Origin of the sequence: Almyronema sp., assembly GCF_052168255.1 — a bacterium.
GTDB lineage: Bacteria > Cyanobacteriota > Cyanobacteriia > Phormidesmidales > Phormidesmidaceae > Sphaerothrix > Sphaerothrix epifaneia.
The window spans coordinates 47,289-66,228 of record NZ_JBQLZL010000064.1; the positions used below are offsets into that span (position 1 = coordinate 47,289).

General features: G+C 53.0%; 17 protein-coding genes. 9 read left to right on the forward strand and 8 right to left on the reverse strand.

The window, feature by feature from the left end:
• Positions 1 to 258 precede the first annotated feature (258 nt).
• Together ACTS3T_RS14010 and ACTS3T_RS14015 are read left to right on the forward strand one after the other, a co-directional pair.
• Positions 259 to 1,767, forward strand: coding sequence for an alkaline phosphatase PhoX (locus ACTS3T_RS14010; protein WP_377960476.1), 1,509 nt, complete (start codon positions 259 to 261; stop codon positions 1,765 to 1,767).
• A 373-nt stretch (positions 1,768 to 2,140) separates the two neighbouring features.
• Positions 2,141 to 3,811, forward strand: a complete 1,671-nt coding sequence (locus ACTS3T_RS14015; RefSeq protein ID WP_377960478.1) for a GspE/PulE family protein — start codon at positions 2,141 to 2,143, stop codon at positions 3,809 to 3,811.
• A gap of 56 nt (positions 3,812 to 3,867) precedes the next feature.
• On the opposite strand, the gene ACTS3T_RS14020 is transcribed toward ACTS3T_RS14015, so the two are convergent.
• On the reverse strand, positions 3,868 to 4,098 hold the full coding sequence (locus ACTS3T_RS14020) for a helix-turn-helix domain-containing protein (protein ID WP_377960480.1): 231 nt from the start codon (positions 4,096 to 4,098) through the stop codon (positions 3,868 to 3,870).
• A gap of 198 nt (positions 4,099 to 4,296) precedes the next feature.
• On the opposite strand from ACTS3T_RS14020, the gene ACTS3T_RS14025 reads away from it, so the two are divergent.
• Together ACTS3T_RS14025 and ACTS3T_RS14030 are read left to right on the forward strand one after the other, a co-directional pair.
• Positions 4,297 to 4,476: a hypothetical protein gene (locus tag ACTS3T_RS14025; RefSeq protein WP_377960482.1), complete on the forward strand. Its 180-nt coding sequence runs from the start codon at positions 4,297 to 4,299 to the stop codon at positions 4,474 to 4,476.
• Positions 4,477 to 4,708: 232 nt separating this feature from the next.
• Entirely contained in the window at positions 4,709 to 4,978 is a 270-nt protein-coding gene (locus ACTS3T_RS14030) for a DUF167 domain-containing protein (protein ID WP_377960484.1), read from the forward strand.
• A 21-nt stretch (positions 4,979 to 4,999) separates the two neighbouring features.
• On the opposite strand, the gene glnT is transcribed toward ACTS3T_RS14030, so the two are convergent.
• From glnT to ACTS3T_RS14045, 3 genes are read right to left on the reverse strand one after another with little or no spacing between them, the layout of a single operon-like run.
• Positions 5,000 to 6,310 (reverse strand): type III glutamate--ammonia ligase, encoded by a 1,311-nt coding sequence (glnT, locus tag ACTS3T_RS14035; protein WP_377960486.1) that lies wholly within the window; start codon positions 6,308 to 6,310, stop codon positions 5,000 to 5,002.
• A gap of 48 nt (positions 6,311 to 6,358) precedes the next feature.
• Positions 6,359 to 7,372 carry an alpha/beta fold hydrolase gene (locus ACTS3T_RS14040; RefSeq protein WP_377960488.1) on the reverse strand — a complete coding sequence of 338 codons (1,014 nt, stop codon included), beginning with the start codon at positions 7,370 to 7,372 and terminating at the stop codon, positions 6,359 to 6,361.
• Positions 7,369 to 8,349, reverse strand: coding sequence for a fatty acid desaturase family protein (locus tag ACTS3T_RS14045; RefSeq protein ID WP_377960490.1), 981 nt, complete (start codon positions 8,347 to 8,349; stop codon positions 7,369 to 7,371). Before ACTS3T_RS14045 ends, ACTS3T_RS14040 begins: the two co-directional genes overlap by 4 nt.
• 293 nt (positions 8,350 to 8,642) lie before the next feature.
• Between ACTS3T_RS14045 and urtE the strand changes: the two genes are divergently transcribed.
• Positions 8,643 to 9,404, forward strand: coding sequence for an urea ABC transporter ATP-binding subunit UrtE (gene urtE / locus ACTS3T_RS14050; protein ID WP_377960492.1), 762 nt, complete (start codon positions 8,643 to 8,645; stop codon positions 9,402 to 9,404).
• 205 nt (positions 9,405 to 9,609) lie between these two features.
• On the opposite strand, the gene ilvD is transcribed toward urtE, so the two are convergent.
• On the reverse strand, positions 9,610 to 11,301 hold the full coding sequence (gene ilvD, locus ACTS3T_RS14055; RefSeq protein ID WP_377960494.1) for a dihydroxy-acid dehydratase: 1,692 nt from the start codon (positions 11,299 to 11,301) through the stop codon (positions 9,610 to 9,612).
• 465 nt (positions 11,302 to 11,766) lie between these two features.
• On the opposite strand from ilvD, the gene ACTS3T_RS14060 reads away from it, so the two are divergent.
• Positions 11,767 to 12,606 carry a pentapeptide repeat-containing protein gene (locus tag ACTS3T_RS14060; protein ID WP_377960496.1) on the forward strand — a complete coding sequence of 280 codons (840 nt, stop codon included), beginning with the start codon at positions 11,767 to 11,769 and terminating at the stop codon, positions 12,604 to 12,606.
• Position 12,607: 1 nt separating this feature from the next.
• Here the strand turns inward: ACTS3T_RS14060 and ACTS3T_RS14065 are convergent, their stop codons facing one another.
• Positions 12,608 to 14,464, reverse strand: a complete 1,857-nt coding sequence (locus tag ACTS3T_RS14065; protein ID WP_377960498.1) for an alpha/beta hydrolase — start codon at positions 14,462 to 14,464, stop codon at positions 12,608 to 12,610.
• 166 nt (positions 14,465 to 14,630) lie between these two features.
• On the opposite strand from ACTS3T_RS14065, the gene ACTS3T_RS14070 reads away from it, so the two are divergent.
• Both ACTS3T_RS14070 and ACTS3T_RS14075 read left to right on the forward strand, forming a co-directional pair.
• Entirely contained in the window at positions 14,631 to 15,122 is a 492-nt protein-coding gene (locus ACTS3T_RS14070) for a TIGR00725 family protein (RefSeq protein ID WP_377960594.1), read from the forward strand.
• A gap of 411 nt (positions 15,123 to 15,533) precedes the next feature.
• Positions 15,534 to 15,797, forward strand: coding sequence for a DUF7219 family protein (locus tag ACTS3T_RS14075; RefSeq protein ID WP_377960500.1), 264 nt, complete (start codon positions 15,534 to 15,536; stop codon positions 15,795 to 15,797).
• A 147-nt stretch (positions 15,798 to 15,944) separates the two neighbouring features.
• On the opposite strand, the gene wecB is transcribed toward ACTS3T_RS14075, so the two are convergent.
• Positions 15,945 to 17,060, reverse strand: coding sequence for a non-hydrolyzing UDP-N-acetylglucosamine 2-epimerase (gene wecB / locus ACTS3T_RS14080; RefSeq protein WP_377960502.1), 1,116 nt, complete (start codon positions 17,058 to 17,060; stop codon positions 15,945 to 15,947).
• Positions 17,061 to 17,222: 162 nt separating this feature from the next.
• On the opposite strand from wecB, the gene ACTS3T_RS14085 reads away from it, so the two are divergent.
• On the forward strand, positions 17,223 to 17,699 hold the full coding sequence (locus ACTS3T_RS14085; RefSeq protein WP_377960504.1) for a CRR6 family NdhI maturation factor: 477 nt from the start codon (positions 17,223 to 17,225) through the stop codon (positions 17,697 to 17,699).
• 5 nt (positions 17,700 to 17,704) lie between these two features.
• Here the strand turns inward: ACTS3T_RS14085 and cruG are convergent, their stop codons facing one another.
• Positions 17,705 to 18,931, reverse strand: coding sequence for a 2'-O-glycosyltransferase CruG (gene cruG, locus ACTS3T_RS14090; RefSeq protein WP_462935231.1), 1,227 nt, complete (start codon positions 18,929 to 18,931; stop codon positions 17,705 to 17,707).
• Positions 18,932 to 18,940: the final 9 nt, after the last annotated feature.

The window sequence follows — 18,940 nt, forward strand, 5'->3', positions numbered from 1 at the left end:
TTAAAACACTTCAATTGCGGAAAGCCGCTGACAGAAAAGCTTTGCTTCTACCCGCTGCTCCTTTCTTAGCTGTAAGTAAACGCTCAATTAACCGTTAGTTAAAGCAAAATAACCTTATTTTATCGTCCCATTAAAGCTAGGCTGATAGTCTTCTCCGTGGAAATAGGTATGTAAATACACGTAGGCTACAGCTTTTGTCTCTGTAGCTAGCCGATCTGCCTAATCCACCTAATCAATAGCCAAGAGAGGAGAAACACCGTGTCTTTTTCAAGACGTAAGTTTTTGACGATGGCAGGCGCGACTGCTGCCGGGGTTTCGATGGTTGCCCCCCTAGAAGCTTTTTATGCACGGGTTGCCCAAGGGCGTGAACTTGAGTTTGCAGGCGGCTTCAAATACGGCCCTCTGCGGCCTCGCTTACCTCAAAACACGGCGGCTTTAGCCAATACGGTTGTGGGCGACCTGCGCAACATTCCTTTACTCGAACTACCTCGCGGCTTCAGATATACCGCTTTTTCAATTACAGGCCAAACGATGAGCGACGGTACCTTAGTACCGGGCGATCACGATGGCATGGCAGCTTTCCCCGGCCCTCGCGGTACCACCATTTTGGTGCGTAACCACGAACTCAGCCCTGGTGAAGACGAGTTTGGCAACCTCAAAGGGGTAGATGCTCCGCCTGAAAAGCGCTACGCGCCTAACGCCACTGGCGGAACGACGACGCTAGTCGTCGATCGCCGTCGCCGTTTGGTGAAAGATTTTGCTTCTCTTTCGGGAACCGTCCGCAACTGTGCGGGTGGGCCTACCCCGTGGGGATCGTGGATTAGCTGCGAAGAAACCTTCTCTACCACTCCCGACAACAACGGCAACCTCATCTACCACGGCTATAACTTTGAAGTTCCGGCTGGCACCAATACTGGTTTGGTGACGCCTGTGGCGCTAACCGATATGGGTCGCTTCAGCCATGAGGCCGTAGCGGTTGATCCGCGTACAGGCTACGTTTACGAAACTGAAGACAGCGGCGATAGCTGCTTTTATCGCTTTGTGCCCAATGTCAAAGGCCAACTTGCCCAAGGTGGCAGCCTCTATGCCCTCAAAATCAAGCAGTATCCTGACGGGGTCAATACCTCTAACAACCCCAACCTAGGCGGGCAGGAAGGTTTGATTCCAGTTGGGCGCGAGTACCGGGTAGAGTGGGTAAAAATCGACAATCCTAACCCCATTCCAGAAGAAAACAGCAACGACCAGCAGGTACGCGCCCAAGGGCAAGCCAAAGGGGCGGCTGTCTTTTTCCGGGGCGAAGGTGCTTGGTATGGCAATGGGGTGATCTACTTTATTGCGACCCAAGGTGGCCCCCCTGCAGTGGATGATGCGCGGGGGAATGGTCAGGTTTGGGAATACAACCCAGCAAAAGAAACGCTGACGCTGCTTGTAGAAGCGCCGCCGTCAGGGGAGTTTTTAGATGAACCTGACAACATCACGGTGGCTCCGTTTGGCGATCTCATCCTCTGTGAAGATGGCGGTGGAGAGCAGTTTGTTGTGGGGGTTGACTTAGATGGCTTGCTCTATAAGTTCGCCCGTAACTTGATTGACAATACGGAGTTTGCAGGTGCTTGCTTCTCGCCAGATGGCAGCACCTTATTTGTCAATAGCCAAGGGCTAGGGGTGACTTATGCCATCTGGGGACCTTGGACATCGCCAGATGGCGAAGGCGGTGAAGGCGGCGAAGGCGGCGAAGGCGACAACGACGGCGAAGGCGATGAGGACTAAACCTCACCTGTCGCTTCACGCCTGCTCAAACCAGATGCTACGGTGAGATCAACGCGATCGCCGCTGTTTAAGCTTTCTCTCGGCTGGCAGAGAATCGCCTGTGGTTGCCTGGGTTAGGCGATCGCTCGTTTGTTACTTTTCTACCAGCCTTTGAGCTTGCCTCTAGCACTAAAGGTGGAAAGCCGAAGGCAGAAGGAAAGCTTTTCTGGCAGCGGCTTGCAGCCCTTGAAGTGTCCCAGCGCTGGGGGCTACAGCATAGATCCGCTCACCGCTTGTTTGCTCCGCTTAAAACGCTGTGGGTAACTCGCTTTATCCACAGCGTTAAATACAAAACTTTTAGAAAAATCTTCGTTTAGTCAGCTAGATTAGCCGTATGCAATCCGCACCTCAACCTTTATCTGCTTGGAAACAGCTCAAAACAGGCAAACTCACCTGCACAGCAGCGCTCAATCTTTTAATCAACGAGCAGGGCAAGCTCAACCTGGCAGCTTTAGATGAAGAGGTCAGCCGCCGTTTCTTTCAGCTTTTTCCGGATCGTAAGTTGCCGCCTGTAGTACCGCTATTGCTCTGGCAAAATTGCTATTACCTGGGCAGCCCGGTGGCGTTGGACGAAGAAGAAATTAACAAACTTAGCGATCGCACCCAAACCTGTATTGAGATCAGGCCGATTTCGCCTAAGTGCTACCGCGCCTGGCACCACACCCGCCACTATGACCCCAGCCAGATTTTTGCGGGGCCGCTGATCGATCCGCTGACAGGCGAACAGCTTTCAGAAGATATTTCTGAAACAACCGAGCTGTCTTTAGCCAAAGCCGATGGCCAAATCGAGCGAATTAAAACAATTATTGCCAGTGCCTTGCGTAACCGAGCCAGCGATATTCACCTGGAACCGACGCTAGAAGGGCTACGGGTGCGCTACCGCATTGATGGCGTGCTGCGCGATGTCACCAGGCTGCCGCTAGAAATTAGCCGCCGGGTAGTCGTAGCGCTCAAAGTGATGGCGGATATGGATATTTCTGATAGCCGCCGCCCCCAAGATGGCCGCATTGGTGAGCAGTATGCGGTAGATCGCGAAGCCGACTTAGGCATGGATATGCGGGTGAGTACGCTGCCTTGCGTAGGCGGTGAAAAAGCAGTTGTCCGACTTTTGCCGCGCAAAAACCCGTTTTCCACGATTGACAAGCTAGGGTTTGAGCCACAAACGCTGACGGCTTATAAAACCTGGCTGCAACAACCCCAGGGCATGATCATCTTTACGGGGCCAACCGGATCGGGAAAAACCAGCACGCTTTATACCAGTTTGCAAGAGATCGCTACCGAACACGTCAATGTGGTGACGGTTGAAGATCCGGTGGAATATGTGCTGCCGCGCATTACCCAAACCCAGGTCAACGAGGCGGCAGGAATGACGTTTGCCGCGGGTCTGCGCTCAATTTTGCGCCAAGACCCAGACATTATTATGGTGGGAGAAATTCGTGACCACGAAACGGCAGAGACGGCTGTTCGAGCAGCGCTCACTGGGCACCTGGTATTTACAACGCTGCATACTAACGACGCCGTAGGGGCTATTCCTCGGATTAAAGACATTGGCCCTGATCCAGGCTTGATTAGCGATGCGCTGTTGGGGGTAATTGCACAACGTTTGATTCGGCGGGTCTGCCCTCATTGCGCTGAGTCGTATACCCCACGGGCTGAAGATCTGGCTATTTTGGGTTTAGAGATTAAGCAGGCATACACAGCCAACTGGCAGCGGGGTCAAGGCTGCGCTCACTGTTTTCAGTCGGGCTATCTGGGGCGAGAGGCGGTGGTTGAACTGCTGGAAATTGACGATCGCATTCGTGAGCTAATTTACGAAGGCACCATCAGCCAACTACATCGCTATTTACACAAAATTGGCTTTATGTCGTTTCGGTTGGCGGCGATTGAAAAAATCTTGGCGGGTAAAACCACGGTTGAAGAAGTGATTCGGGTGCTGCCGCGTAGTGCGCTGATGCGCGGGTCTGGTAGCGAGGCGGATCTTCATTTGGTGCAAAAGTTAGGCTAGCACAGCCATCTCCCCAGATCTGTTGTAGCTAACAGATCTGGCTCACCCTATTGCTATTAATCTTCAGGCTGTCCTAGATAAAGCTCAACAAACGTCGTTGCTGCGTTTGGGTCAATTTGGTGCAGCGCATCTCGCAGTTGAATAACCATCTCCGCCCCCGGATCGCGAATTTCGTTTACCCAACGATATACATTGGCTCGACCAATTCCCATTTTCACGGCAACCTGGTTTTGACTAATGCCGTAGTCTTCTAAAACCTGCTTAAGCGCTTTTCCTGCACGTCCCATGCCCCTGATTCTGTCAGAGGCTTATAACGGCGTAAATGACACCGATTAGTCTACGGATAGTAAAGTTAGTGTAGACTAATCGGCAACATCTTGTTTGAGAGATGCAGCTTCAGCAAAGGCTAAAAGCCAGCAGCCAAAGTTTTCGAGGCTCGGTGTGCTGGCTTTAGCTCCCTAATTTCCTCAGGAGACTAACTGATTATGACTTATCAAACCCGTCTTTATCACTGGGCGATCGCGCGTTTAATTCCTCCCGTTCGCTGGGTGATTATTGGCCGTTGCCGCAATCGCTCAGACGCCGACGGTCATCTCCAGCTATTGCGACAGCGCCTTCCCCACGTTCGCTTTGAAATTGTGTTTGATCTAGCGATCGCTCCCTAACCCCTGAGGCTCTGCTGCTGACAGGTAGCAGAGCCGTCCTTTCGCCTCACCTTTTGCCATTTTTGCTGCCGCTTAGCCAAAAGCCGCTATAGTCGCTACAGTTATACCGATTCTTCAACGTAAAGGTACAGATGAGAATGCCGAAACGTCTGCAGATCAGAGACTGTTCAATTCAAAATCTAAAATCTAAAATCGAGAATTGATATTAGACTGCCGTAGCTAGGCGTTTATTATGGGCAAACTCAGCGTCAAAGTCGTGCCGTCTTCTGCTAAAAATGCGATTGTCGGTTGGTTAGGGGACGCCTTAAAAATTAAAGTGCAGGCTCCTGCCGAAAAAGGTAAAGCCAACGCTGCTGTGATCAAACTGCTGGCTGCTCAACTGGGGTTGCCCCAAGACGCTATTGAAATTGTCAGCGGCCAGACCACAGCTACCAAAGTTTTAGCCATTCACGGCTTAGAAACGGCTCAAATTGTCGCCCAACTTCAGCAGGCGATCGCCTGAGCCAGTTTTTCCCCAGGCAAGCTAGCAGTCTAGCGTTGTTTCCCGTTCCCAAGGGGTAACTTGGGCGTTGAAGTCGCGCCACTCTTGTTGCTTTAGCTGCAAATAAGACTGCACAAACCCAGTCCCCAAAGCGCGTGGCAAAACCGAGTCTTGCGCTAGCTGTTGTAAAGCCGCTTGCAAATGGGTTGGCAACGCCTTCGCCGTACCAGATGGTAACGGCTCGGTGTAGTTGTTGTTGTCACAACGAGGCCCCGGATCGCGTTTGTGTTCAATGCCGTCTAAGCCCGCTGCAATCAGCGCTGCTGGTAGCAGATAAGGGTTAGCAGCACCATCGGCCAAACGCAGCTCAAAGCGCCCCGCTTCAGGAATACGAATGGCATGGGTGCGATTGTTGCCGCTATAGCTAACTGCATTGGGCGACCAGGTAGCGCCCGATAGCGTTGCCGGGGCATTGATGCGCTTGTAGGAATTAATCGTGGGGTTGGTAAAAGCGCAAAGTGCCTGAGCAGAGTGCAGCACCCCGCCAATAAACTGGTAAGCCAGATCCGACAATCCCAATTCTCCTGCCGGATCGTGAAACAGGTTAGTGTTGCCTGCCCCATCCCAAACCGACAGGTGCATATGGCAGCCGTTGCCCGTGAGGTGGGCAAAAGGCTTTGGCATGAAAGTAGCGCGAAATCCGTGCTTTTCAGCGATCGCTTTTGTCATGTACTTAAAGAAAGCATGGCGATCGGCTGTCACCAGCGCATCCGCATACGTCCAGTTCATCTCAAACTGACCGTTGGCATCTTCGTGGTCGTTTTGGTAAGCACCCCAGCCCAGGGCTAGCATGGCGTCGCAAATCTCAGCGATCACCTCAAACCGTCGCATCAGGGCTTGTTGGTCGTAGCAGGGTTTCATTTGGCGATCGCGCGGATCTGAAAGCATTTCACCATCGGGCGATAGCAAAAAATACTCGCATTCCACTCCGGTCTTTACCCGGTAGCCTTGCTCCTGCGCCTGTTGCAGCACCCGTTTTAATACCAGCCGTGGGGTTTGCTCAATTGGGTTGCCCGCAGGCGTTACCAGATCGGCAGGTAGCCATGCCACCTCTGGTTTCCAGGGCAATTGAAATAGGCTACTGGTTTCGGGCAGCGCCAGCATATCAGCATCGGCTGGGGTCATATCTAGCCAGGTAGCAAACCCGGCAAACCCGGCACCATTCGCCGCGATCGCGTCGATTGCCTCAGTCGGCACCAGTTTGGCTCGCTGAGTGCCAAACAAATCGGTAAACGAAATGAGAAAGTAGCGAATCTCTTTCTGGCGGGCGACTTCAGACAGGATGGTTGGCATAGCAGTTTGTCTATAAATTTGTCTATAAAAGCGATAAAAGCGATTGGCTTAAGACCTGAGCCAGTCTTGCACTGACTGCCGAATAAAAGCGGCATCTTCCGGATTTTGATAGGGGTTGCCAGCCCGATGTCCCCAAATCGAGGGAATGGGGCAATACTCGGCTTGGGGTATGAGGGCGGCTTCTGCGGCGCAGTCTTCAGGGGTGAAGTAGAGATCCGTCGTCGCAGGCATTACCAGAGTTTTGGCTTGAATCGCCGCCATTGCTTGCCGATAATCGCCCTGGTAGGTCGGATTTTGGCTAATATCGCAGCGCCACCAGGTATCCAGCATGGCAATCAGGTTACGGGGATCGCGTTTGCGGTAGTTGACTTCCCAGCCCCGCCAGAGATAGTCGGCCAACGTGTCATAGCCGAGCTGAGTGTAAACCCGTTCTCGGTAATAAGCCTGCGACGCCGCCCAGCTAGCATAAATGCGGGCAAAAGTACGAAAGCCCCGTTCAGGGATGCCTGTAAAGGTTTTACCGTTCCAGGTGGGATCTGCCGTCAGCGCCGATCGCAAACTTTCCAAAAAAATTTGGTTATGTTCAGTGGTACGAGCAGTACCGCAGATAGCTACAATTCGCTGCACCCGCTCAGGATACAGTGCCCCCCAGTGGTAAGCTTGCTGCGCTCCCATCGACCAGCCATAGACCAAGGCCAGTTGCTCAACGCCAAAAACGGCTTGCAGCAAGCGCTGCTGCACCGTGACGTTATCTAAATGGGTAAAGTAAAGCCCCTGCTCAGCTAGCCCTGGTAAGTCGCCGTTGCTAGGGGAGCTAGATAGGCCATTACCCAGCATATTGGGGATGACAATAAACCAGCGGGTCGGGTCGAGAATGCCCTCAGGCTGAATCAGCCAGTCAATATCGCTGTGTTGGGCACCGTAAGAGGTGGGATAGAGAATGACATTGTCGCGATCGCGCGATAACTCCCCGTAGGTTTGATACACCACCCGAATTTGCGGCAGCGTGACGCCACACTGCAACACAAAATTTTCTGCCTGCCAACAGCTTGCCTGCCTCATGGGGCGTTGCCAAATTGAGCCACAATCTCACGATTGGCGGCAATATATCCCGGCGTTACCTGGGTTAGCCGATCGGCTAGCTGGACGTGCGCCTGAGGCAGCGCATGAAACGGAATCGAGGCATAGAGATGATGCTCGGCATGAAACGGCATATTCCACATTAAGCGTCGCAGCGGCCAGACGGTCAGCGTGGTGCGGGTATTGGTTAATGGATTGTCGTCTTGGGTGCAACCTGTGTGTTCGGCCATCAAAATGAAGCGTAGAATGGGCTGCCCTACCGCTAAAGGCAGCAGCCAGTAAGTGATAAACCAGGGGCGCTGAAAGGCAATCGAAAGGGCGATCGCGCCGCCATAAACCGCTAGCTGCCATGCGGTTGACCGCATCACCTCCTGTCTGGCGGCGGCTGAGATGTAAGGACAGTCCTCAAATTGCCCTCGCGCCGCCCGGATATGCCCCTGTACTTTGCCGATCCACCAGGGAATGCTGCTGAGCTGCCACAGGTAAGCCGCCCAGCTACTAGGAGGAGCCTCCGCTAGCTCAGGGTCTTTCCCCGGAAGTTGGGTATAGCGGTGATGCCACTTGTGGTAACGCCGATAAAACGTACTGTTGTAAAACGATAAAACCCCTGCAAACCAAGCCACGCCATCATTCAACCGCTGGCTGGCAAAAGCAGTACGATGCACGCACTCATGCAGCGTGGCAAACATTGCCGCCAAACTAAAGCCATAGACCATCAAAGCCGGAATCGCCAACCCCCAAGCCTGCTCCCGGCTCCAAGCCCAAATACTGCCACTGATGGCGATCACAGCCAAATGCCAGATCAATTGTTGCCAGCCTTTAAGATTCGATCGCCCGTTTAAATCGGCCAGAACAGATCCGGGCAAAATTGCTGAGGGTTGGGTCGGCGGGGATAATGGCGAGATTGCTGGCAGAGGGGAGGCGCTAAGCGCTTCAGGCGGCGTAGACTGCGTAGACATAGTTAGGCGTTAAGACAACTGTTTACGACAACAGTAGCGATAAAGCAGAAGATTAAGCTTTCGTGTACTGGTATATCGCTGACATTTCATCGCTCGTTGTTACACAGGCTACGATTTTTCCGGTGAATTTAGAATTGGCCTGTTGTCAGGGGGGTGTCGTCACAAGGTTAAAAACATTTCAAAGGTTGGTTGTATGGCTAGCCAGTAGCTTAGGGCAGGCGTGGCTGAAAGAGCAGCAAAATAAAGCCGAACATGGTAAAAGCAATCAAGGCCGATATAGTGAGAGAGACGACATGCCTGTACAGCCAATTGAAACCTTAGAAAGACCGGAAGCCGCCGCTGCCTCTACCCTACACGTCAGCGGGCTAAACTTTTTCTACGGCGAAAGCCACATTTTGCGTAACGTTGAGCTAACCGTCCCTCCCGGACAAATGATTTGCCTAATTGGCCGCAACGGCGTAGGCAAAACTACCCTGCTAAAAAACGTCATGGGGCTGTTGCGCCCTCGCAGCGGTGATATTCACTATCAAGGCCGCTCGATTGTCCACCTGTCTCCTGATCAGCGGGCGCGGCTTGGTATTGGCTATGTGCCTCAAGGGCGAGAAATTATTCCCCGGCTAACGGTCAAAGAAAACTTACTGATTGGACTAGAAGCCAGACGTGATCGCGTGGGCAACCTCGCCAGTCAAACTGTCCCTGAAGAAATTTACGAACTGTTTCCGGTTTTAAAAACAATGCTCTCGCGTATGGGGGGTGACCTCAGCGGCGGCCAGCAGCAGCAATTGGCGATCGCGCGCGCCCTCATGGGACAGCCCAAGCTATTGGTGCTTGACGAGCCGACCGAAGGTATTCAGCCTTCTATCATCCTAGATATTGAAGCGGCTGTGCGACGCATCATTGAGACAACCGGGATCTCGGTGCTGCTGGTGGAGCAACACCTGCACTTTGTTCGTCAGGCCGACTATTACTACGCTATGCAAAAAGGCGAAATTGTTTCTTCCGGCCCTACCAGCCACCTCAGCAACGAAGTCATTCAACAATTCCTGGCTGTTTAACGCTGCCCTGGCCTGCTCAGGTTCACCCCATCAGGCAGGTCTAGCCGCTGCCACCAGGGTTGCCACCTTTCAAGGGCTATCAGCGATTGATCCATCGCTTTTAAAGCCGCGAATGCCGCGAATAAGGTAGGGGTTCATCTGCAAACCCCTACCCCACCAGGCAGGCAAAAACCCTGCCACCCTGTGAGTTACGACTCAAACAAAGTTATGACTCAAACAAATCCAGATCGGTGACTGCGCCACGGCTGCTAGAAGAAACCAGCTTGGCATATTTCGCCAATACCCCCTGGGTATAACGGGGTGGGCGGGGTTGCCAGTTTTGTCGTCGCTGAGCCAGTTCAGCGTCTGAAACCTCAAGCTGTAGCTGCCGACCATCAGCATCGATCGTAATCGAATCGCCTTCTTTCACCAAAGCGATCGCTCCACCGACGGCTGCTTCAGGAGCCACATGACCAACAACCATGCCATAGGTGCCGCCAGAAAAACGGCCATCGGTAATCAACCCGACCGAATCGCCCAGCCCCGCGCCAATAATGGCTGATGTCGGTGCTAGCATCTCGCGCATACCCGGCCCGCCTTTTGGCCCTTCATAGCGCACAACAATCACGTCCCCGGCCTGAATTTTGCCTGCCAGAATCGCATCGAGGCAGTCTTCCTCAGAGTCAAACACACGGGCTGGCCCGGTAATGCTGCGCTTTTTGATGCCCGTTAGTTTGGCAACTGCACCCTCAGTCGCCAGATTGCCCCTGAGAATACCCAAGTGGCCTTGGGCATACATCGGCTGGTCAAAAGGCCGAATCACGTCTTGGTGGGCGGGGGGCTGGTCGGGCACCTCTGCCAGCACTTCTGCGATTGTTTGACCGCTGACGGTTAGGGCATCTCCGTGCAAAAGTCCCTGGTTGAGCAGCATTTTCATTACTTGAGGAATGCCGCCAGCCCGGTGTAAGTCGGTTGCTACGTAGCGCCCCGACGGTTTGAGGTCGCAGAAGACGGGTACTTTGGCTCGAATGGTTTCAAAATCGTCTAGCGTTAGCTCAATGCCTATAGCATGGGCGATCGCCAGTAAATGCAAGACCGAATTCGTCGAGCCACCCACCGCCATAATCACAGCGATGGCGTTTTCAAAAGCTTGACGGGTCAAAATTTGCTGAGGCAAAATTTGCCGCCGCACCGCCTCAGCCAAAACAAACGCCGACTTTTCGGTACTTTGCGCTTTTTCCTCATCTTCAGCCGCCATCGTCGAAGAATAGGGCAAGCTCATGCCCATAGCTTCAAAAGCTGACGACATCGTATTGGCGGTATACATACCACCGCAGGAACCCGCACCCGGACAGGCATGGCGCTCAACGGCTACGAGTTCGGCTTCGTCAATTTTGCCAGCGCTGTACTGACCGACGGCTTCAAAAGCGCTGACCACGGTTAAGTCCTGGCCGTTGTAGTGCCCTGGCTTGATGGTGCCCCCGTAGACAAACACGGCTGGAATGTTCATGCGGGCGATCGCAATCATCGCTCCCGGCATGTTTTTATCACAACCGCCAATGGCCAAAACCCCATCCATACTTTGACCCATACAGGCCGTTTCAATCGAATCAGCAATGACCTCCCGCGACACCAGCGAATACTTCATCCCCTCAGTGCCCATCGAAATACCATCGCTGATGGTAATCGTGCCAAACATTTGGGGCATCACCCCAGCTTCTCTTAAAGCGACTTCGGCTCGCTGAGCCAGCCCGTTAATGCCCATATTGCAGGGCGTAATCGTGCTGTAGCCATTAGCCAAGCCGACGATTGGTTTTTTGAAGTCTTCATCTTGAAACCCCACAGCCCGCAACATGGCACGGTTTGGAGTCCGCTGAACTCCTTGAGTTACAACCTGACTTCGGCGGTTATCCGACATAATGCTTATCCTTCACAGTTCACTAAGACATCCTTGGGGAGTTAATCCTAATCTTTACCCCGGCTGACTCGCTAGCCCTTGTCTGCGCCTTCAGTTCCAATACGACATTCAGCGAAAGCGATAGTGCAGACTTGATGGGCTTGCCTTTCGTTGATTGTCTGATCAGAACCGTAATAAACCTATTGAAGCAGACAATGGATTTAATAATTCGCAGCTATCTAACCGATCACTTGTATCTCTTGTTACCTCCATGAGAGAATGCTTACTCTCTTGCTGCTGTGCTTAATCAAGGCTGGGTAAGCTAAGTAACGAGAGGCAAGCACCCGTTTTCTCTTGCTAGCTCATCCAATTGGGTCAGGTTGAAGCTACCATCACCGAAGTCTCTGTAGAATTAGCAGCCACAGGTTGAAATATTTGTTGAAAGGCTGAAGCTGGCAAGAAAAATTGACGACTGAAACAACACTTATGGATGCAGAAGAACTGCTGAATCGCTATACAGCAGGAGAACGCGATTTTCGCAGCGCCAACTTGGCTAATGTCAACTTAGCTAACTGCGATTTGCCCGATATCAATCTCCGACGAGCCAATTTGCGGCAGGCGAACCTCTCCGGCGCTAACCTGGTAGGCGCTAACCTGCGAGAGGCTGTTTTGAGAGGCACCCATTTGGCTCAGGCTGTCCTGCGTTTGAGCAACCTGATTGGCGCTGATCTCACCGATGCCAACTTGCAACAAGCTGATCTCTCTGAGGCGGGTATTCGCAGCGCCAATCTAACGCGGACTCAGCTTTTCCAAGCCAACTTAAAGGAAGCCAACCTCAGCGAAGCTAATCTAGACAGTGCCGCTTTGCGAGAAGCCAATCTCAGCGAAAGCAGTTTGAGCCGAACCAAAATGCTGGGCTGCGATCTAACGGGGGCGGTTTTAGACAATGCCAATCTCACCAGCGCTCTGCTAAATGGTGCCATTTTAGAAAATGCCAGCATGGTGGATGCTGTTCTTAGCGGCGCGACCTTAGAAGGGGCTGACCTGCGCGACGTTGACCTCAGCCGCGCCCGCCTCAAGGGAGCCAACCTGGTTAACGTCAATCTCAGCCGTGCTAACTTACGCGGCGCTAACTTGAGCTGGAGTTCGCTACGGGGAGCCAATCTGCGAGGCGCTACGCTTTATCGCGCCAAACTCAACTGGTCTAATTTGAGCGGAGCGATTTTGACTGAAGCGGTCATGATCAATGCCAGCTTGACCTACACCAACTTGCGCAATGCCGACTTGAGCGGAGCGATCTTACCCGATGGCATGACCCATGAGTAAACTAGCTTTGGTGCAGTTGCTCCAAAGGCCAGTTCAACACAATTAGCGGCGGATAGCTCAGGCGCAGGTAGGCAAAGACATGGTGCTGTAACCGCCCTAAACGGTTGTTCACCTGAATCACCTCTAAGTGCATCAAAGAAGCTAGCAGCCGCGTTGGGCTACGGGTTTCGCTAGAACTGCTGCCCGTTAGGCGTAACCAGTTTGTCAGGCTGTTGGGCAGCTCAGTGCTAAAGCGAATCGGCAAGTTGGGCGTAGACATCGACTGGGCATAGGCCGCACTTAGAAAGGGAGCATAAAGGTCGGCCTCAGCGGTTTGCTGTTTGACAAAGCTGAGCAGAAGCCCTTGCAAAAATTGCCGCACATTTTGAGTTTCTTCGCCCTGCAACTCTGGCATAAAGGGAATCTGCTGTAGCGCGGGATTGATATTGTCAGGGTCGCCTACGCTTAGATGGGTGCCGCCAATCACTGCTACTAGGTACTTTGGCCCTGCTAGCTGAGAAAAGGGTCTAATTTGTTGCTTAATCGTTGGGGTGACGCCGTCGTTGGTGCTGGTCAAGATCAAGGTGGGAACCGTTACTTGCGCTAGCCCCTGGCGGCCAAACAAGTCGCCGATGATCGGATTCATCGCCACCACTTGCTGAATTCGATCATCGCTTAGATCGCCGCTATAGCGCGGCAGGTCTACCGCCGCACATTGCAGCCAATCGGCGGGGGAGAGTCCTACCGGCACGAGGTCGCTACAGGCACGCTGTAAGGCGCGAATATCGAGCGGAGCCCCTGCCAGGGCTAACCCCGTGTAGCCGCCCAGTGAGTGGCCAATGAGCGTTACCTGATCGGTGTTGAGCTTGCCCCGCAGCGCAAAGGAATGGCGATTGAGTCTGGCTAGCTCGTCTAACACAAAGCTGACGTCTTTGGGGCGATCGATAAATTCTGTGGCAGGCAGAATGCGGCTGGGTTCGCGGCTAGCTCTGGGGTCTAACTCAGTGGCAGAAAGCGCGGCTACGTTGCTACCAGGATGCTCGATCGCCACTACGGTTAAACCGTGAGAAGCCAGATGTTTGGCTACGTAAGCCAAAAAGCGGCGATCGGCTCCAAACCCATGAGAAAGCACGACCAAGGGCCCGGTGCTTTGTTCGCTCCAGTAAATATCAACTGGGACGATGCGATCGCGATCGCGATCGCGTAGCCGTAATTCCCACTGTTCAACTGTTGCTGGCCCAGGAGCCGCCGGGTCAAAAGTGCTGGGCAAAGGATCAATTTCTTCGTCAACCAGTTCGTAGTCTAAAACGCTACCCAAAGCGTGACTTTCTAACCGCGATAAGTTGAGTTGAGAAATTAGCGCGATCGCTGCACTGGCATCAACTTCAAGGTTTTCTTGGGGCAACGCTCTCAAAATACCCAGCACACTCAGCCCATCGGTACTCATTGCGGCCAAGCGAATAGCCGCCCGCAACTGGTCTACGGAGAGATCAGGGGCAATGGTTGAGAGGGTGTTGAGCAGCATTTCCCCATTAGCCGACTGCAAAATATCGTCAATAATGCGATCGCTAATGTCTGGATTAAGTGACAGCTGATTTTGCAAAACCTGCCGTACTTGAGGTGTCAACACAGTGCGATAAAGCCGGAGTCTGGGTGGCACTTCACCCGTGCGGGCAAACGCTTCTAAATCTTCTACCTCAATGGTTTGAGCAATTGGCCCAATCCGAATGGTGAGGCGGTTGAGCGCAATTCCTGGCGATCTCAAGCTCCACGCTGTCGCCAGGATGCTCCCAATCAGTAAAGAGCTACCCCATTTCCAGGCGTATTGTTTTAAGCGAAGCTGGCGGACAAACGTCTTGGCTAGAAACAAAAGCTGCACAGTTCTTTCAATCGTATAGGACTAGATGAAGTAAGCAGGCTAGTGCATCAACTCCGCTACATGAGCAAATCTAAAGCAAGCCCTATCATTACAACAATTTAATCGACGAAAATAGTAAATGTGGAGAGCCCAGCATCAAGTTTTTTATCAATTGGGACTCAATGCCATGCCTAAACACCTGATTGGCGTCATGGGGCCGGGGAACGGCGCTAGCCCCTTAGTGGAAGAGACTGCCTACGCCTTAGGGCAGCACATTGCTCGTCGAGGCTGGGTTTTGCTTACGGGGGGGCGTAATGTTGGCGTTATGGACGCGGCCAGCCGGGGTGCCCAGTCTGCGGGTGGTTTAACCGTGGGCATTTTGCCGACAGCCGACACCACCGTCCTTTCACCAGCGGTAGACATCCCGATATTGACCGATTTGGGCAACGCTAGAAACAATCTCAACGTCCTCTCTAGCCAGGTAGTGGTGGCCTGTGGTATTGGTTTGGGAACCGTTTCTGAAATCGCGTTAGCCTTGAAGGTGGGTAAGCCAGTTATTTTTATGCGTGTGCCCGCTGAAGCAGTGGCTTTTTTTGCCAGACTCTCGGTTCACTCGCTAACGGCAACTGATTCTGTCAAAACCGCGATCGCCTGGATTGACGAACAGTTGCGGCTATAATCCTCTAGCCCGGCTAACAGGGTAGGTAGAAAGCGGGCATTCCACAGTTGTCAGTTGAACGGTTGCCAGGTGAACGGTAGTGGCTGCTCTTAACGTTCTAGCTGCTTGTGCCCTAGCCGGAGAACCGTCAACCGCTCAGCCCTCGCGGCCTAAAAACGAGTAAGAGAATGAGCGCAAACACCGGGAATGCTGTCGGTATTGCCTCAGGTTGAGCCAGCGACGCCAAACAGAAATCTGGCATTCTCTGCTGATTGGAAGTTGAAAACACCGAGACGATAAGCTTAGCTGAATAAAAACTCGGCGTAACTTCTGTAATTTTTCTGGCTCACACGGCTCAAGCCGCCAGGGAAAAATGAGAGTACTGGACGCGCTCGGATGGCTTTTACATTGTTATTTTATGGTGAGGTTTCTATGGTTAATCCCAATTCTCGTGATAAAGAAGACTTTCTCTATCCGCGTAGTAAATATCGAGGCGAATTTACCCCCGGCAACTTAGCGTTTAACGCCAACCTGCAAGAGTTTGCGCAGCGGGTGGTGATTATTTGTGGTTTAGAAACAGGGGGTAAGCTTAGCCCCATTCAGGCTTACGACGAAATTAAAGGGCTTTGGAAACAGCTTAAAAGCTCTAAGCAAAACCTGCTAGATGACATGCAAGATGGCCCAGACCAGCAGTAAACGGCTGCGTAGCAAAAAGCTTTCTTGCCAAACTGTCAATACTGCAGCCGTTGAAACCTCAGAGGTCGCCGCTCAAGCCCCGGTTCAAAGGCAAACCCACCGCCGTCTTGTTGCCGCTTTTGCAGTTTCGATCGCAGTTGTCTAGCTTCAACAGGCAAAGTAATCGCTGACAATTTGCTCAATGCGCTGAGCCGCTTGACCATCCCCAAAAGGGTTGACGGCTTTAGCCATTGCTTCGTAAGCGGCAGGCTGTATTAGCAGTGCTGCCGCCGCCGCCTGAATGTGTTCGGCTTGGGTGCCCACTAACTTAGCGGTGCCAGCCGCGATCGCCTCTGGTCGTTCCGTTGTTTCTCGCAGCACCAAGACAGGTTTACCCAGGCCAGGGGCTTCTTCTTGCAAACCCCCTGAATCTGTGAGTAACAAATAGCAGCGCTGCATTGCCCCGACCAGTTCGGCGTAGTCCAGCGGTTCAGTTAAAAAGGCTCTGGGATGGTCACCCAGTAGGGCTGTTAAGGGTTCCCGCACCGTCGGGTTGCGGTGCAAAGGCAGCAACAGCGCCGTATCGGGAAACTGATTCAAAATGCTCAAAAAGCTCTGGCCGATCTGCTGCAAAGGCGCACCCCAGTTTTCGCGACGGTGGACGGTTGCTAGCAACACCCGATGCTTAGACCAATCTAGCCCCGCAATTGGGCACTCAGGCTGTTTGGCCGCCACCTGCAAAAGGGCGTCAATAACGGTGTTGCCCGTTTGGTGGATGTGCCCTACGACGCCAGCGCGTTGCAAATTTTCAACGGCAGTAGCGGTGGGGGCAAAGTGAAGCTGGGCTAGCTGCGAAATCAAACGCCGATTGGCTTCTTCCGGATAGGGGTTATAAAGGTCATCAGTTCGTAAGCCAGCCTCAACGTGGCCAACGGCAATTTTTTGATAAAAAGCGGCTAGCGTGGCTGAAAACGCGGTTGTAGTATCACCCTGCACCAGCACTAGCTGCGGCGACAACTGCTGAAAGAGCCGCTCCAGCCCTTGTAGGCTGCGGCAGGTAATATCAGTTAAACTCTGGCGCGGCTGCATGATTTCTAAATCGCCGTCTGCTTGCAGGTTGAAGAGATCCATCACCTGCTGCACCATTTCTCGGTGCTGCCCGGTCAAAATGACCTGGGTGCTAAACTGGGGGCTTTGCTGAAACTGCTGAATGACCGGAGCTAACTTAATGGCTTCCGGTCGAGTGCCGAGAGTAATACAGATACGAATGGGCGAATCAGACATAGCCTTGGAAATTCAACTCACCTATCATGGCATGTCTGGGAACCTGCTTGAGGTGGGCTGCTTGAAAAAGCGCTGACGAACCTGCTTTGATACCTAGAGGACGGTTTTTGCTCTTTGCAGACAGCCCTGTTTGCTGTCCTTGTTTACTTCAGGCTAATTGCTATGCCCACTGCGATCGCTTTAGATCAAGCCAGCCTCAATACATTGGATCTTACCCCTGCTCAAACGGTATTAGACCCTTTATTGTCTGACTTAGATCCAGTCCATCAGGCCATTAATCTCCGCTTTGAAATTCACTATCCGCGTGATCCAAGCGATCCGCGTGAACTCTCAGAAATTCCAGAAGTGCGGCTTTGGTTTATTCGCCTAGATACAATTTATCCCTGGCTACCGCTGATTTTAGATTGGGAAGCAGGCGAACTGGGGCGCTACGCAGCCATGCTGGTTCCTCATCAGTTTAGCCCCCGCGAAGGCATTCGCTACAACCCGGAAGCTTTGGAAATTTTCGTCATGCAAAAAATTTTTGTGATTACTCGCTGGTTAAAAGAGCAGGGAATTGAAGGCCACACTAGGCTCAAGTTTATGACTCAGATGCTTGGCTACGAGCTAGATGACGCCTTTTTTGAGTTTGTCGCCTAAACACATCAGCGATCGCGCGACGCTGCAAATCCCTGGTAGCGGCGTCCGCGCCACTGGGTGGGCGTTTGAGTGGAAGAGAGATAAATGCGATAAACCGCCAGTAGGTCAGCCAGCGGCGATAGCCAAAAAGCCCACTTAGCCTGGGCTTGGCTGAAGTCATAGGAAGCGGCGATGGCAAAATTTAAGGCTATTCGTATCAATATCAGACTGAGATTAAGACCCAATGCGATCGCCAAAACGGGCGATCGCAGATCTAAGCACCAGCTTGCCATCAGCAGCGGGAGCAGCAGCCAGGGTAAGCCCTGCACGGCTGAGAGAAACCACAAATCACCCCACTTTTGCGCCGCTGAAGCCGCGTCTTTTAAGTCCAGCGATCGGCCCCATTCTCGCCAGGTTTCGGCGGCTCCTTCATACATACGCACCTTGAGCAAGTGAGCGCCATCGAGAAAGCCAACTTTGGCACCGTGAGCAGCAGCCTGTCGTGCCAGCGTCACATCGTCACAAAAAGAACGGCGGGCACTGCTGTAGCCCCCCATTTCAACTAACAGCGATTGCCGACAGAGAAAACACTGGCCGTTAGCCATCACTCGTTCAGGCGGCGTTAACCCATTACCAGCAGGCCCAAAGCGATAGATGAGTGTCATCAACAGCGCTGGCTGTAGCCACAACTCGCCAGCGTGCTTGAGGATAAAACGAGGCGCAAGAGAGACTAAATCGTAGCCCTGCGTTTCAGCCGTCCGCACCAAAGCCGCCACCAGACCCGGTTGCGGGTAGGTATCAGCATCAATGCCCAAAATCCAGCGACTGGCGGCATCGCTATGCAAAAAGCCAGTTTGTAGCGCCCAAGGCCGACCTACCCAATCAGGCGGCAGCGCCGCATCCCTCAGTAACCGTACCCTCGGATCTTTAGCCGCCACCGACTTAACCAGGTCTGGTGTGCCATCATCCGAGTGGCTATCGACAACTAAGATCTCTCGGACTTCGTAGGTTTGCTGCCCTAACCCGGCCAAACACGGCCCAACCCGGCCAACCTCATTCAGCGTCGGCACAATGACGCTAACGGTGCCCAGCAAATCTAGCGTAGGCCGTTGGGGTTGCAGCGGTGGCTGGCGAGTTGGCCCCTGCATTAGCCGAGCTAACAGTAAAGCCACGGCTGGAAGCTGGTAAGCCAAAACCAGCAGCGCTCCAGCGCTCAAAGCGATCACCCCATCAAAGTCAGGCTGCAAAATCAACAATTGTCC

Bases quoted from the DNA above. Each gene is read 5' to 3' on its own strand.
- ACTS3T_RS14015 (WP_377960478.1), top strand. From the start codon at position 2,141: ATGCAATCCGCACCTCAACCTTTATCTGCTTGGAAACAGCTCAAAACA.
- ACTS3T_RS14020 (WP_377960480.1), bottom strand. From the start codon at position 4,098: ATGGGACGTGCAGGAAAAGCGCTTAAGCAGGTTTTAGAAGACTACGGC.
- ACTS3T_RS14025 (WP_377960482.1), top strand. From the start codon at position 4,297: ATGACTTATCAAACCCGTCTTTATCACTGGGCGATCGCGCGTTTAATT.
- ACTS3T_RS14030 (WP_377960484.1), top strand. From the start codon at position 4,709: ATGGGCAAACTCAGCGTCAAAGTCGTGCCGTCTTCTGCTAAAAATGCG.
- glnT (WP_377960486.1), bottom strand. From the start codon at position 6,310: ATGCCAACCATCCTGTCTGAAGTCGCCCGCCAGAAAGAGATTCGCTAC.
- ACTS3T_RS14040 (WP_377960488.1), bottom strand. From the start codon at position 7,372: ATGAGGCAGGCAAGCTGTTGGCAGGCAGAAAATTTTGTGTTGCAGTGT.
- ACTS3T_RS14045 (WP_377960490.1), bottom strand. From the start codon at position 8,349: ATGTCTACGCAGTCTACGCCGCCTGAAGCGCTTAGCGCCTCCCCTCTG.
- urtE (WP_377960492.1), top strand. From the start codon at position 8,643: ATGCCTGTACAGCCAATTGAAACCTTAGAAAGACCGGAAGCCGCCGCT.
- ilvD (WP_377960494.1), bottom strand. From the start codon at position 11,301: ATGTCGGATAACCGCCGAAGTCAGGTTGTAACTCAAGGAGTTCAGCGG.
- ACTS3T_RS14060 (WP_377960496.1), top strand. From the start codon at position 11,767: ATGGATGCAGAAGAACTGCTGAATCGCTATACAGCAGGAGAACGCGAT.
- ACTS3T_RS14070 (WP_377960594.1), top strand. From the start codon at position 14,631: ATGCCTAAACACCTGATTGGCGTCATGGGGCCGGGGAACGGCGCTAGC.
- ACTS3T_RS14075 (WP_377960500.1), top strand. From the start codon at position 15,534: ATGGTTAATCCCAATTCTCGTGATAAAGAAGACTTTCTCTATCCGCGT.
- wecB (WP_377960502.1), bottom strand. From the start codon at position 17,060: ATGTCTGATTCGCCCATTCGTATCTGTATTACTCTCGGCACTCGACCG.
- ACTS3T_RS14085 (WP_377960504.1), top strand. From the start codon at position 17,223: ATGCCCACTGCGATCGCTTTAGATCAAGCCAGCCTCAATACATTGGAT.